11 protein-coding genes are annotated in these 14,256 nt (G+C 70.0%); 8 read left to right on the top strand and 3 right to left on the bottom strand.

Annotation, left to right across the window (positions count from 1 at the left end):
* The 6 genes from MKK49_RS07785 to MKK49_RS07760 all read left to right on the top strand — a co-directional run.
* A partial coding sequence (locus MKK49_RS07785; protein ID WP_244027537.1) for an SIS domain-containing protein occupies nt 1-414 on the top strand: 414 nt, incomplete at its 5' end.
* Nucleotides 415-535: 121 nt separating this feature from the next.
* Nucleotides 536-1,219 carry a nucleotidyl transferase AbiEii/AbiGii toxin family protein gene (locus MKK49_RS07780; RefSeq protein ID WP_244027535.1) on the top strand — a complete coding sequence of 228 codons (684 nt, stop codon included), beginning with the start codon at nt 536-538 and terminating at the stop codon, nt 1,217-1,219.
* A 129-nt stretch (nt 1,220-1,348) separates the two neighbouring features.
* Nucleotides 1,349-1,705, top strand: coding sequence for a hypothetical protein (locus MKK49_RS07775; protein ID WP_244027534.1), 357 nt, complete (start codon nt 1,349-1,351; stop codon nt 1,703-1,705).
* Between the two features lie 210 nt (nt 1,706-1,915).
* Nucleotides 1,916-2,335, top strand: coding sequence for a CopG family transcriptional regulator (locus MKK49_RS07770; RefSeq protein WP_244027533.1), 420 nt, complete (start codon nt 1,916-1,918; stop codon nt 2,333-2,335).
* 29 nt (nt 2,336-2,364) lie between these two features.
* Nucleotides 2,365-3,639, top strand: a complete 1,275-nt coding sequence (locus MKK49_RS07765) for an alpha/beta hydrolase family esterase (protein ID WP_244027532.1) — start codon at nt 2,365-2,367, stop codon at nt 3,637-3,639.
* A 172-nt stretch (nt 3,640-3,811) separates the two neighbouring features.
* Nucleotides 3,812-4,588 (top strand): DUF502 domain-containing protein, encoded by a 777-nt coding sequence (locus tag MKK49_RS07760; RefSeq protein WP_244027531.1) that lies wholly within the window; start codon nt 3,812-3,814, stop codon nt 4,586-4,588.
* Nucleotides 4,589-4,642: 54 nt separating this feature from the next.
* Here the strand turns inward: MKK49_RS07760 and MKK49_RS07755 are convergent, their stop codons facing one another.
* Together MKK49_RS07755 and recG are read right to left on the bottom strand one after the other, a co-directional pair.
* Nucleotides 4,643-7,120: a putative bifunctional diguanylate cyclase/phosphodiesterase gene (locus MKK49_RS07755; RefSeq protein WP_244027530.1), complete on the bottom strand. Its 2,478-nt coding sequence runs from the start codon at nt 7,118-7,120 to the stop codon at nt 4,643-4,645.
* 91 nt (nt 7,121-7,211) lie between these two features.
* The gene (gene recG / locus MKK49_RS07750) at nt 7,212-9,356 is read right to left on the bottom strand and encodes an ATP-dependent DNA helicase RecG (RefSeq protein WP_244027528.1); all 2,145 of its coding nucleotides are present in this window, start codon (nt 9,354-9,356) and stop codon (nt 7,212-7,214) included.
* Between the two features lie 200 nt (nt 9,357-9,556).
* Here recG and MKK49_RS07745 point away from each other — a divergent pair, with 200 nt between their 5' ends.
* On the top strand, nt 9,557-9,850 hold the full coding sequence (locus MKK49_RS07745; protein WP_244027526.1) for a succinate dehydrogenase assembly factor 2: 294 nt from the start codon (nt 9,557-9,559) through the stop codon (nt 9,848-9,850).
* 108 nt (nt 9,851-9,958) lie between these two features.
* A complete protein-coding gene (mfd, locus tag MKK49_RS07740; RefSeq protein WP_244027524.1) occupies nt 9,959-13,558 on the top strand; it encodes a transcription-repair coupling factor in 3,600 nt (1,199 codons plus the stop codon).
* A gap of 178 nt (nt 13,559-13,736) precedes the next feature.
* On the opposite strand, the gene MKK49_RS07735 is transcribed toward mfd, so the two are convergent.
* Nucleotides 13,737-14,078 (bottom strand): hypothetical protein, encoded by a 342-nt coding sequence (locus tag MKK49_RS07735; protein WP_244027541.1) that lies wholly within the window; start codon nt 14,076-14,078, stop codon nt 13,737-13,739.
* Nucleotides 14,079-14,256: the final 178 nt, after the last annotated feature.

Raw genomic sequence — 14,256 nt, 5'->3', positions numbered from 1 at the left:
GGCACCAGCTACCCGATGGCGCTGGAAGGCGCCCTGAAGCTGAAGGAAATCAGCTACATCCACGCCGAAGGGTATGCGGCGGGTGAACTCAAGCACGGCCCCATCGCCCTCATCGACGAGAGCGTCCCCGTCATCGTCATCGCCCCCCACGACGCGATCTTCGAGAAGACCGTGTCGAACATGCAGGAGGTGGCGGCGCGGGGCGGGCGCATCATCCTCATCGGCGACGCCAAGGGTGCCGCGGCGGCGGGCCTCGAGACCATGGCGACGGTGACCATGCCCGACTGCGACGCGGTGGTGGCCCCCATCGTCTACGCCGTGCCGATCCAGCTCATCGCCTACCACACGGCGGTGTTCATGGGGAAAGACGTGGACCAGCCGCGCAACCTCGCGAAATCCGTCACGGTGGAATAGCCGTCGTCCGGGTGCGGGGTGAACCCGCACCGAAGCCTTGCCTCGAAGCCTTGCCTCGAAGCCTTGCGGCGCCTCCTCTCCCGGACCAAAAATCCTCGGACCTGTCGCACGAGGCCATCCCATGCTGTCGCCCCACCGCGCGAATCGCGAGACCTGGCGGAGGCTCATGCGCTCCGCCTTGACGATCGTGGACAGCCTCAAAGACAACGGCTACGGCGAACTCGACTTCCGCTTCGGCGGCGGTACGGTGCTGATGCTTCGGTTCGACCACCGCATCAGCAAAGACATCGACCTCTTTTTCAACGATGCGCAGGCCCTGAACTATCTTTCTCCGAGGTTGAACGATACGGCAGCGCGGATTTCACAAGATTACAACGAATCCGCCAATACGATCAAAATCGTTTCGACGATTGGGGATATCGATTTCATCGTCGCCGGTCCCGTGATCCGTGGAGCGGAAACAACCGTCCTGTGTTTCGAGGATCGCACCCTCGTACTTGATCCCGTCTCGGAAATTCTCGCCAAGAAGATTCTCTATCGCGCGACCTTGTTCAAGCCGCGTGATGTTTTCGATATGGCAACCGCGCTCATCTGTGATCCCCCCTCTGCAATGGCAGCCCTGCAAGCCACGCGGCACGTTCACGGCAACCTTCTCCAACGACTGAAAGATCTTTCTAAGCTCCCGGCCGACACCTTGTTCGGCGATCTCGTTACGTGTGACGGTGGAGAACGCTTTGGCGACGGGATGATCGAACGCCTGGTGCAAGCCGTCAGCGAGTCCGGGCTTGAACCCGATCGACCTTGAACCCAACGTCAGAGCACGAAGAGCGGCCCCCATCGTCGCCGGACATTGGGCAGTGTCGATGGCGAAACGCAGCGATCCCAAGAACAGCGATCCCAAGACATGACGCGACAAGTCATCGACACGCGGAGTTTGCGGACGATCCGCAACGCCATCGAGAACGCGAGCCGCGAACCGATCACGGACGGGGACATTTTGGCCCTTCTGCACGGTGCGGGGGGTCACGCGTCCCATCGTCGTGCGCTGTTCTCCGATGTTGCCCTCGCGACGCTGGAGACCTTCGCGAGGGCCGCCGAAATCCCGCGACAGACCATGCTGCACGCCTATGAGGCCGCCAGAGCCCATGTGGGTGCGGCCAACGCGGATCTCGACGAAGCCGTGTTCGACGCAAAGCGGTTCGGCCTCTGGAGGCCGTTGTCGCGGGCCGACGAAACATCGCCGGCAGGCCCTTTCATCCTCCGCGACAAGACCGGGTTTCCCAAGGTCTGAAGCCCTCCGGCGGGTTTTCAGGGCGGAGCCCTGAAGCGCGCGGGACGCAAGGGCGCCCGTCGGACCCTGGACGAGCCCCCCATCGCCACGCGCCCCGACGGGCGTCGAAACACGGCCTCCGGGACGGAGGACGCCGGCCGGCCCTTGCGCTTTTCCATCCCGTCGCCATCTCTAGACCATCCAACCGGATGGTCTGAAGGGGTCTGGCAGATGGAAGACAACGTTCACGCCCTGCGGCCGAAGCTGCCGGACAGCGAGAAGGTCACGGTCAATCTCGGCTTCGTCGATCTCGGGCACATCGACCTGATGGTCCGCGACGGCTTCTTCGCCAACCGGGCCGACTTCATCCGCACGGCCGTGCGCAATCAGCTCGAACGCCAGGGCGAGGCCGTGCGCCAGTCCGTGGCGCGCAAAGGCCTCGAACTCGGCCTCTCGCATTACAGCCGCGCCGCCCTGGAAGCGGCGCGCGACGCCGGGACGCCGCTCCACATCCAGGTGCTCGGTCTCGCCAGCATCGCCCCCGACGTCAGTCCCGAACTCGCCCGCGCCGCCATCGCCTCCGTGCAGGTGCTCGGCGCCTTCCAGGCGAGCCCCGCCGTCAAGGCGGCGCTCGCCGACCGCATCGCCTGAACTCCCTCACCGACAAGGATTCTCGATCCATGGCCCCGTTCAACGCAGCGACCTTCTCCGCCATCGACATGGCCGCCGTCACGCGCCTCACCCAGGCCGGGCGCCTGTCCGAGGCGATGGCCCTGCTCCAGGGCAAGCCGATACCCGAGGCGGACGCGCCGAAGGACGCGACGCGTCCGCGCCCCATCCTCGACATGGTGGCCCCGACGGACGCCGCCGGGGCCTGGACGGCGCCGGACGCGCGGGCGGAAGCGCCCACGCAGCCCGACCTCGCGCAGCCCGACCTCACGCAAGCCCTGCGTTCCCTGTCCGAGCGCTTCGCCAAGGCCGGCGGCCTGACCGGCGGTCTGGCGGCGGCGATGCCGAACCTCGAAGGCCTCGGTCAGGGACTCGGTCAAGGATTTGGCCGGACACCGGCGACGAAGCCGGTTCCGGTGCCCGAGGGCGCCCGCTTCGAGACGCGCCGCTTCACCGGTGCCCACGGTGCCCGCGACTACAAGGTCTACGTGCCGAGCGGCCGGGCGGGCGAGACCCTCCCGGTGATCGTGATGCTGCACGGCTGTACCCAGTCGCCCGACGACTTCGCCGCCGGCACCCGCATGAACGCGCTGGCCGAGGCGCAGGGCTTCCTCGTGGCCTATCCGGCGCAGCCGCCCTCGGCCAACGCGCAGAAATGCTGGAACTGGTTCAACGCCGGCGACCAGCAGCGCGAGGGCGGCGAGCCGGCCCTCATCGCCGGCATCGCCCGGGCGGTCCTGGCCGAGTTCGGCGGCGACGGCACCCGCGTCTACGTCGCCGGCCTGTCGGCGGGCGGGGCGGCGGCCGCCATCATGGCGGCGACCTATCCCGACCTGTTCGCGGCGGTGGGGGTGCATTCGGGCCTCGCCTGCGGGGCGGCGCGCGACATGCCCTCCGCCTTCGCGGCCATGAACGGCGGCGGGGCGGTCCAGGCGCGCGGGAACGGCCCGGCCGTGCCCACCATCGTCTTCCACGGCGACGGCGACCGCACGGTCCACCCCGTCAACGGCGAGCGGGTGATCGCCCAGGCGACGCCCGCCGAGGGTCTGGGCACGACGGTGACGAAGGGGACGTCGCCGGGCGGCACCCGCTACACCCGCACGGTGCGGACCGACGCGGATGGGCGCGCCCAGCTGGAGCACTGGCTGCTGCACGGCACCGGCCACGCCTGGTCCGGCGGCAGCCCGGACGGCTCCTACACCGACCCGCGCGGGCCCGACGCCAGTGCCGAGATGGTGCGCTTCTTCCTCGCGCAGGCCCTCGCGAAAAGCCCGACCCGGCATTGATGCGGCGCGGGGCTCGGGGGCCGGCCTTGAGCCCGGCCGGGGGACCGGCCTTGAGCCCGGCCGGGGGGCCGGCCTTGAGCCCGGCCCCCACAGGGGCTACCTCTACGAGAAGGGGGGGCCGGGGCCGGCCGACGATCCTCGGGCGCCGTTCCCCACGGCCGAAAGTGCATCCGTGGCGACACTCATCCCACCGGTCCCCGAACCAGAGCCCGCCGGCGCCCGCCCCCGGGTGAGCGCGCGCGGGCGCCTGCGGACCTACTTCCTCACCGGCATCATCGTCTCCGGGCCGCTCGCCATCACCATCTACATCACGTGGTGGTTCATCAGCCTCATCGACGGCTGGGTGAAGCCCCTGGTGCCGGCGAGCTACCTGCCCGACCATTACCTGCCGTTCTCGATCCCCGGCCTCGGCCTCGTCATCGCCTTCCTGGCCGTGACCCTGCTGGGCTTCCTCACGGCCAACCTCGTCGGCCGCAGCGTCGTCGAGTTCGGCGAGGTGCTGCTCGCCCGGACCCCGGTGATCTCGGGCCTCTACAAGGGCCTGCGCCAGATCTTCGAGACGCTGTTTTCCGCCAACGGCACCTCGTTCCGCACGGTGGGCCTCGTCGAGTTCCCGGTGAAGGGCACGTGGTCGGTGGTGTTCCTGTCGGCGCCGGCAGCACCGGACGTGCAGACCGCGCTCGCGCCGGGCGGCGACCATGTCGGCGTGTTTCTCCCCTGCGCGCCGAACCCGACCACGGGGTTCTTCTTCTACCTGCCGCGCGCCGACATCGTGGAGATCGCCATGAGCGTGGACGACGCGGCCAAGCTCGTCATGTCGGCGGGCGTGATCCAGCCCGACGACCCGCACGCGCGGATTCAGGCCATGGCCGCGACCCTGCGCGCGGCGCGCGGCGCGGAGGCGGCTCCCCTGGCGCCTTCGCCCGTCCCCCAGGGGACGGAGGCCTGAGGCGGCCCCCCATCCGCCCTCGCGAAGCGATGGACCGGACCTGGACTGAGCCCCTCAGCCCGCACGCCGCAAGGGCATGCCGTGCGCTTCGTCCGGCATCATGCCGCGGATCTCGCCGGCCGGCATCGGCCGACCGAACAGGAATCCCTGGACCTCGTCGCATCCGGCCGCCCGCAGGCGCTGGAACTGCCCGTCCGTCTCGATGCCCTCCGCGGTCGTGAGAATCCCGAGGCTGGCGCCGAGGTCGACGATGGCGCGGACGATGGCGGCCGCCTCGGGATGGGTCTCCATCTCGCTCACGAACGACCGGTCGATCTTGATGCGATCGAACGGGAACGACCGCAGATAGCCCAGCGACGAGTACCCCGTGCCGAAATCGTCCATGGCGATGCGCGCGCCCAGCGCCCTGAGCTGGTGCAGGACCGCGAGGTTGGACGCGTTCTCGGCGAGCAGCACGGTCTCGGTGATCTCGAGTTCGAGGCGGTCCGGCGCGAGTCCGGCCTCCGCCAAGGCCCGCCTCACCACGCCGGGAAGACCGCGATCCCGGAACTGGATCGGCGAGAGGTTCACGGCGACCCGGAGGGACGTGGGCCAGGACGCCGCCTCGGCGCAGGCCGTGCGCAGGACCCATTCCCCGATGGGGCCGATGAGACCCGTCTCCTCGGCCATGGGCACGAACTCCGCCGGGGAAATGAAGCCGCGCTCGGGGTGGCGCCAGCGCAGGAGGGCCTCGAACCCCATCAGCCGCCCGGAGGCGGCCAGCAGCACCGGCTGATAGTAGAGTTCGAGGCCGCCGCCGGCGAAGGCCGCGCGCAGATCCTGCTCCAGGTCCCGGCGGGCCCGGATCGCGGCCTCCATCGCGACGGTGAAGCAATGGTGCGTGTTCCGGCCGGCGCCCTTGGCCCCGTAAAGGGCGAGGTCGGCGTTGCGCAGCAGGCGATCGGGGTCGGTGCCGTCGCGGGGCAGGCGCGCCACGCCGATGCTGACGCCGACCCGAACCTCCTGCCCCTGGATCGCGAAGGGCCGGCTCACGGCCTCGATGAGGCACGCGGACAGGAGTTTCACCGACACGTCGCGCTCGACGAGGATCGCGAACTCGTCGCCACCCATGCGGGCGACCAGGTCGCCGCCCTCCAGGCAACCGGTCAACCGCCCGGCCACACCGCGCAGCAGTTCGTCGCCCGCGGAATGGCCCAGGGTATCGTTGACGGTCTTGAAGTGATCGAGGTCGAGGAAGAGAACCAGAGCCCCGGTGCCGGATGGCCGGTGACGGGCGATGGCCTCGCTCAACCGCGTCCGGAACAGGACACGGTTGGGCAGATCGGTCAGAGCGTCGTAATGCGCCATGTGGGCGATGCGGGCCTCGGCCCGGCGGCGCTCGGTGACGTCGATCACCGCCGTCAGGACGGCGGAGCGGCCGTGAAAATCGAGGATGCGTTCGAACAGGGTCACCTCGATGCAGGACCCGTCCGCCCGCAGGTGCGTCCGGGGTGCGGCCGGTCCGTAAAGCTCGGTTGCGGCCGGCAGGGCCCCCGTGACCACGGGCTCGAGATCGGCCAGGGTCATGGCGTAGAAACGCTCGAGGCTGTGGCCGTAATGGGTCAGGGCCGCGTCGTTCACCGCCAGGAAGCGGTGCGTGCCCTGATCGATCAGCCACATGGGCAGGGGGTTGTTCTCGAACAGGAGGCGGGCGGACGCCTCGCGGGCCTTCAGGTCCCCGACATCCACGAAGGTCAGGGCCAGGAGATCGCCGATGCAGCCCGCCTCGATCTTGAGGTGCAGATCGCGCCCGTCCGCGCCGCTCAGGCTGACCTCGAACACGTCGCGGCGCTCCGACGTGATCACGCCGATCAGGCGGCCCAGGACGTCGCCCTGGGTCAAGCACGCCGAAACCCGGGTCAGGCGCTGCCATTGCAGATCCGAGATGGTGCCGCCGAGGAGGCGGGCCGCCCCCTCGTTGGCCGCGACGATCTTGAAATCGCTCACCCGTCCGTTGCTGCTTCGGATCGTGCTGAGGGCCAGCATGCCCTGGTCCGTGGCGCCGAACATCGCCTTGACGAGATCGTAGCGGGATTGGACACCGATGAGGCTGACGAGCACCAGGGGCGCGTCGTCCCGGCGCGCCAGGGGGATGCCGAGGAACTCGATGCTGGTGACGATCCCGTCATGGACGCGGTCGCAGCGCGTGCGGGCCGGACCGCGAAGGGTCAGGGCCCGCTCCACCACCTCGTGCAGGGGCTGCCGCACGTCCTCGCTGAGGTCGGTCACGTCGAGGCGCTCCGCCGCGGGTGTCCCGCCTTCGCGGGCCGAACCGGAATCCCGATGGAGCCAGGCCAGGAACCGCGCTCCGCTCCAGAGGATGGCATGCGGCTGACCCGCCCGCGTGGCGACGAGGGCGGCGTGATCGGCGTGACGCCCGAGATTGCCGAGGACGACGGCCTCGTAGGACGGAATGTCCGCGTCCGAGCGCCGCGCCGCCTGCCAGCGCTCGATCAGGGGGGTGGCACTCAGGCCCGCACTCTCACTCGGCATGGTCCCGCAATCCCCGCTTCGGGCGGGGCTTACACGCCGAGACGTTGACGCCAAGTTCATGAGCCAACTCATGAACTTGGCGGCGGAGGACCTATCCGGCGCCGAGCAGCCGGATCGCCGCATCCCGCTCGAACAGGTAGAGCAGCACCCTGAGGGCCTGACCGCGCGCGCTCTTCAGGCCGGGATCGCGCTGGACCACGAGCTGCGCGTCGTCGCGGGCGACCTGCAGCAGTTCGGCGTCGCTCTCCAGGCTGGCGAGGCGGAAGGCGGCCATGCCGGACTGGCGGGTGCCGAGCACCTCGCCCTCGCCGCGCAGGCGCAGGTCTTCCTCGGCGATGCGAAACCCGTCCTCGGTCTCGCGCATCATCTCCAGGCGCGCGCGGGAGACCTGCCCCAGCGGCCCGCGATAGAGCAGCAGGCAGGTGGAGGCGCGTGAGCCCCGCCCGACCCGGCCGCGCAGCTGGTGGAGCTGGGCCAATCCGAAGCGCTCGGCATGCTCGATGACCATGATGGTGGCCTCCGGCACGTCGACGCCGACCTCGACCACGGTGGTGGAGACGAGGATCCGCGTCTCGCCCGCCGCGAACCGCTCCATGGCGGCGTCCTTGTCCGGCCCCGGCATCTTGCCGTGGATGAGCCCCACCGCGTCGCCGAAGCTGTGGCGCAGGTCCCCGTACCGCTCTTCCGCCGCCGCGAGATCGACGAACTCGGATTCCGCCACCAGGGGACAGATCCAGTAGACCCGGTCGCCGGCGGCCAGCGCCCTGCCTAACCCCGCCACCACCTCGTCGAGGCGGTCGGTGGAGACGAGGCGGGTGACGATGGGTTGGCGCCCGGCCGGCTTCTCGTCCAGCACCGAGACGTCCATGTCGCCAAAGCAGGTGAGCGCCAGGGTGCGGGGGATCGGGGTCGCCGTCATCACCAGGATGTCCACGGCCTGGCCCTTGGCGCCGAGCGCCAGGCGCTGGTGGACGCCGAAGCGGTGCTGCTCGTCCACCACCGCCACGCCGAGGTCGCGGAACACGACGCTGTCCTGGAACAGGGCGTGGGTGCCGACCACGATGTCGATGTCGCCCGCCGCGAGGTCGGCCAGGGTCGCCCGACGTTCGGCCGCCCGGTCGCGCCCGGTGAGCAGACGCAGGCGAAGCCCACCGGCCATGGGACCGAGGCGCTCGAAATGCTGGCGGGCGAGGATCTCGGTGGGGGCCATGAGCGCCGCCTGCCGGCCGACCTCGATGGCGGACGCCATGGCGAGCAGCGCCACCGCCGTCTTGCCCGAGCCGACGTCGCCCTGGAGCAGGCGCAGCATCCGCCGGTCGGAGGCGAGGTCGGCGCGGATTTCGGCGACGGCCCGTGTCTGCGCGCCCGTGAGCCCGAAGGGCAGGGCGGCCTCGATCCGGTCCTTGAGGCGGCCGTCGCCCGCATTGGCCCGGCCCGGCGCCCGGCGGTTGCGGGCGCGCAGAAGCGCGAGCGCCAATTGCGAGGCGAGGAGTTCGTCGTAGGCGAGCCGCCGCCGGGCGGGGGTCCGGGGCGCGCTCGTCGCCCCCTCCGGCACGGGGGGCGGGGCGTTCTCGGGGCGGTGCTCGGCCCGCAGGGCGTCGGCGAAGGCCGGCAGGCTTTCGCGCGCGAGCCAGGCCGGATCCTGCCACTCGGGCAGCACGGGCAGGCGTTCGAGGGCGGAATGCGCGAGCTTCGAGATCGCCCGCGAGGTCAGCCCTTCCGTGGCGCCGTAGACCGGCTCGACGGCGGGGAGGGCGGCCAGCCCCGCCTCGTCGATGATGCGGGCCGGATGCACCATCTGGCGGTGGCCGTCGTAGAGGTCGATGCGGCCGGTGATGTAGCGGTGGGATCCCAGCGGCAGCATCTTCTCCACCCGGGGACCCGGCATGCCGAAGAACACCAGGGTGATGTCGCCCGTCGCATCCTCCACCAGCACCCGGTAGGGACGCTTGCCCGCGCCGGCCTGGGGCGGGCGGTACTCGGTCACGGTGACGCCGAGCGTCACCGGCTCGCCCGGCGGCGCCTCGGCGATGGAGCCCAGAAGTTTCCGCACCACGCCGCCCTGGGGCAGGTGGAACAGGAGATCGACGATCCGCGCCGGCTGCTCGGGCGTGCCCAGCAGCCGCTCGATCATCGGCGCCATCTTCGGGCCGATCCCCGGCAGGCCCCGGGCCGGCGCGAACAGCGGATCGAGGATGGTCGGGCGCAGCGGGGCGGGGCGGGCGTCGTCGGTCATGCGGCTCGGGCGAGGGCGGTTTTCGCGGAGGCTACGGCGCCCGCCTTAAGAGGTTGGCGCATGCGCCGGGCGGGATGGTGACGCGGCGCGGGGCCTCTATATACATCTCAGCAGACCCGGTCCCGGCGCGGATGCCGCATCGGCACGGGCAAGAGCCACTGATCCCGTTGTCACAGGATCACAGCATCACAGGCGAGCCCATGTCCGGAACCACCCGCACCAGCGCGGACCTCGATCCGCGCCGCCGCCGCACCCTCTTCCGGGCCTGGCATCGCGGCATCCGCGAGATGGATCTCATCATGGGCCGCTTCGCCGATGCCGAGATCGGCACCCTGACGGACGCGGAGCTGACCCTGTTCGAGGCCCTCATCGAGGTGCCCGACCGCGACCTGTTCCGCTGGCTCACGGGCGAGGACGAGACGCCGCAGAACTACGATACCCCCGTGTACCGCCGCCTCAAGGCGTTCCATAAGCACGACGCGCCGATTCACTAGACGGCGCGCCACCGCACGGGACCGTCCGACGCCCTGGATCCCGCCCCATACTGGGGAGGGACTCCGCGTTGCGCCTCGCCCACCGAACGAGTTCAAACACCCGACCCGATGGCAAAACCCCAGCCCAAAGCCCCCGCGCCCGCCTCGAAGCCGCAGACGGCGCGCTTCGCCCTGCCGAAATCCGGGGCCCTCGCCCGGGCGCTGGAGGCGCTCAAGCGCGGCGACAGCCCGACGCTCGCCAACGTGCCGGAAGGATTCGACGCCGTGGTGGTGGCCGATCTCGCCCGGGCGCTCAGCCGGACTTTCGAGGGGCCGGCGGTCCTCGTCCACGTGGCGCGCGATTCCGGGCGCTCGGCCGCCTTCGTCAACGCCCTGAAGTTCGTCGCCCCCGAGATCGAGGCCATGAGCGTCCCGGCCTGGGACTGCCAGCCCTACGACCGGGTCTCGCCGAACGCCGCCATCGCGGCCCAGCGCATGACCGCCCTGTCGCGCCTGTCCCGCTCGCGCTCGTCGGAGGAGCAGCCGCGCATCCTCTGCACCACCGTGAACGCTTTGATTCAGAGGGTGCCGCCCCGAGAGAAGATCGCCGTCGAGACGTTCTCGGCCGCCATCGGCAACGTGGTGCCGATGGAGCGGGTCACCGCCTGGGTCGAGGCTAACGGCTTTCTGCGCACGGGGACGGTGCGGGACACCGGCGAATATGCCGTGCGCGGCGGCATCCTCGACCTGTCGCCGCCGGGGCTGCCGAACCCGATCCGCCTCGACTTCTTCGGCGATACCCTCGAATCGATCCGCGCCTTCGATCCCGAGACCCAGCGCACCATCGGGCAATTGCGCTCCCTCGACCTCGTGCCCATGAGCGAGGTGCAGCTCACCACCGAGACCATCCGGCGCTTCCGCCAGGGCTATATCGGGAGCTTCGGCGCGGCGACCCGCGACGACCGCCTCTACGAGACCATCAGCGAGGGCCGGCGCTATGCCGGCCTCGAGCACTGGATGCCCCTGTTCTACGACCACCTCGACACCCTGTTCGACTACGTCGCCGGCGTGCCGATGGTGTTCGACGCGCAGGTCGAGGAGGCGGCCGCCGAGCGCCTCACCCTGATCCGCGACTATTTCGACGCCCGCGCCGAGGCGGTGAAGACGCCGTCCCCCGGTGTCGCCCCCTACAAGCCCCTGAAGCCCTCCGCCCTCTACCTCACACCCAACGAGTGGCGCGACCGTGTGGCGGCGGCGTCGGTGGCCCGGCTCTCGCCGTTCTCCGTGCCCGAGAGCCCGGAGCGCCTGACCATCGATTGCGAGGGCCGGGCGGGACGCACCTTCGCGGCCGAGCGCGCGGATGAGGCCGCGAGCGTGTTCGACGCCGCCGTGGCCCATGTGAAGGACCTCCAGGGATCCGGGCATCACGTGATCCTGGGATCCTGGTCCGACGGCTCGCGCGACCGCCTGTGCAGCGTGCTCGGCGACCACGGCCTCAGGAAGCCCATCGCCATCAACACCCTGACGGCGGTGAACGCGCTCAAGCGCGGCAGCGACGTGGGAATCGCGGTGTGGGGTCTCGAATCCGGCTTCATCGTCGACAAGCTCGCGGTGATCTCGGAAGGCGACATCCTCGGCGACCGCCTCGTGCGCCAGAAGCGCAAGGCCAAGCGCCCGCAGGACATCATCCTCGAGGTCCAGGCGCTCCAGCCGGGCGACCTCGTGGTCCATGCCGATCACGGCATCGGCCGGTTCATCGGTTTGAAGACGGTGACGGCCGCGGGCGCCCCGCACGATTGCCTGGAGATCCAGTATGCCGGCGGCCTGCTGCTCCTGCCCGTGGAGAACATCGAGCTCCTGACGCGCTACGGCTCGGAGGACGCGGAGGTCGCCCTCGACCGCCTCGGCGGCGGTGCCTGGCAGGCCCGCAAGGCCAAGATGAAGAAGCGCATCCTCGAGATGGCCGGCCAGCTCATCAAGGTCGCCGCCGAACGCTTCGTCCGTCAGGCGCCCCGGCTCCACGCGCCGGAGGGGCTCACCGACGAGTTCGCCGCGCGCTTCGCCTTCAACGAGACCGAGGATCAGGCCGCGGCCATCGATGCCGTGCTCACCGACCTCAATGCCGGCCGGCCCATGGACCGCCTCGTCTGCGGCGATGTCGGCTTCGGCAAGACCGAGGTGGCCCTGCGCGCGGCGTTCGCCGGCGCCATGGGGGGCAAGCAGGTGGCGGTGGTGGTGCCCACCACCCTCCTGGCGCGCCAGCATTTCCGGACCTTCGCCGAGCGCTTCAAGGGGTTGCCGGTTCAGGTGGCGCAGCTCTCGCGCTTCGTCTCCGCCGCCGAGATGAAGCAGAACCGGGCCGGCATCGCCGCCGGCACCGTCGACATTGTCGTCGGCACCCACGCGCTGCTGGCCAAGGCCATCACGTTCAAGGATCTCGGCCTCATCATCGTCGACGAGGAGCAGCATTTCGGCGTGGCCCACAAGGAGCGCCTCAAGGCGCTCCAGGCGGATGTCCACGTGCTGACCCTGTCGGCGACGCCGATCCCCCGCACCCTGCAGCTCGCCATGACGGGGGTGCGCGAGCTCTCGATCATCGCGACGCCGCCGGTGGACCGCCTGGCCGTGCGCACCTCCGTGACGCCGTTCGATCCGCTCCTCGTCCGCGAGGCGCTCCTGCGCGAGCGCTATCGCGGCGGCCAGTCGTTCTACGTGGTGCCGCGCATCGAGGACCTGGCCGAGGTCAAGCGCTTCCTCGACACCGAGATGCCCGAGACCACCGTGGCGGTCGCCCACGGCCAGATGGCGGCCGGGCAGCTCGAGGACGTGATGACGGCCTTCTACGAGGGCAAGTACGACGTGCTGCTCTCGACCACCATCGTCGAATCCGGCCTCGACATCCCGACCGCCAACACGCTCATCGTCCACCGGGCCGACATGTTCGGTCTGGCCCAGCTCTACCAGCTGCGCGGCCGCGTCGGGCGCGCCAAGGCGCGGGCCTACGCCCTGTTCACCACGCCGGCCAACCGCACCCTGACGGTGCAGGCGGAAAAGCGCCTCACGGTGCTCCAGACCCTCGACACCCTCGGCGCCGGCTTCCAGCTGGCCTCCCACGACCTCGACATCCGGGGCGCGGGCAACCTGCTCGGCGACGCCCAGTCGGGCCACATCAAGGAGGTCGGCTACGAGCTCTACCAGCAGATGCTGGAGGACGCCGTCACGGCCCTGAAGGCCGGCATCGACGAGCCGGTGGAGGAGGCCTGGTCGCCCACCATCGCGCTGGGCGCCCCCGTCACGATCCCGGAGGATTACGTCGAGGATCTCACCGTCCGCCTCGGACTCTACCGCCGGCTCTCCACTCTGGAGAACGACGCCGAGATGGAGAGCTTCGGAGCCGAGCTCATCGACCGGTTCGGGCCGCTGCCGCCGGAGGTGGAGCAGCTCCTCAGAATCGTCACCATCAAGATCCTGTGCCGCGACTGCAACGTCGAGAAGGTCGAGGCCGGTCCCAAGGGTGCCGTGGTGCATTTCCGCGACAAGTCGTTCGCCAACCCGCAGGGGCTGGTGGCCTACGTCGCGGGGCAGGCGTCCTTCGCCAAGGTGCGCCCGGACATGAGCATCGTGTTCATCCGCGACCTCGACTCGATCCCGGAACGCCTCAAGATCACCACCACGATCCTGCGCGAGCTGTCGAAGATCGCCCATGCCAGGAAGGCCAAGGCCGCCTGACGATGAAGGCCGCCTGACGACAGAGGCCGCCTGACGACGCAGCGCGCCCGAACGCGAAACGGGCGCGCTTTCCAGCGCGCCCGTCGAGGCAGAATTCCGTTGTACGATCGCCGGTTACGACCGGATGCTCAAGCTTTTCCGCATCGCGCTGAGCGCGGGCGGACGAAGCGAACGATGATCAGAGATCGGGCTCGTTCAGGACGTAGGGGCCGATCTCGCTCTGGAGATCGATGCGCGTGCCGGCCTGGCCGGCCATGACCTCGTCCACGACGATGACCGGAATGCCGGCCTGGCGCATCTGCTCCCGCAGGCGCTCGGACAGCAGCGCGTAGGCGGGATCGCGCGAGGACGTCTGGAGGAGAATGGCGGCCGGGCGCGCGATGACCGCGAGCACGTCGTGCGCCGCCTCCAGGGAAGCGGTGACGCTGGCATAGCCGAGCTCCGCGAGCTCTGCGGCCAGCGAGCGGTCGATGGCCCGATGGCCATCATCGACAACGAGAACCTGTTGCAGCGCACCCATGAGCGTCAGCGGTAATCCATCCATCGTCCCTTGGGAAGGGACCTGTGTGACAACACACACGGCGACGATTGGTTCGCTGGCGCAAAATCGGGGTTCTCATGACCGTTGCGGGCCGGATGGACGTGCGGCCCGGCGCTCCGATCTCATCCATCACATCGGATTCATCTCTCAAGCCGCT

Origin of the sequence: Methylobacterium sp. J-090, from assembly GCF_022829345.1 — a bacterium.
Taxonomy (GTDB): Bacteria; Pseudomonadota; Alphaproteobacteria; order Rhizobiales; family Beijerinckiaceae; genus Methylobacterium.
Note: the sequence above shows the minus strand (reverse complement) of the source record. Positions and strands in the feature narration are given on the sequence as shown.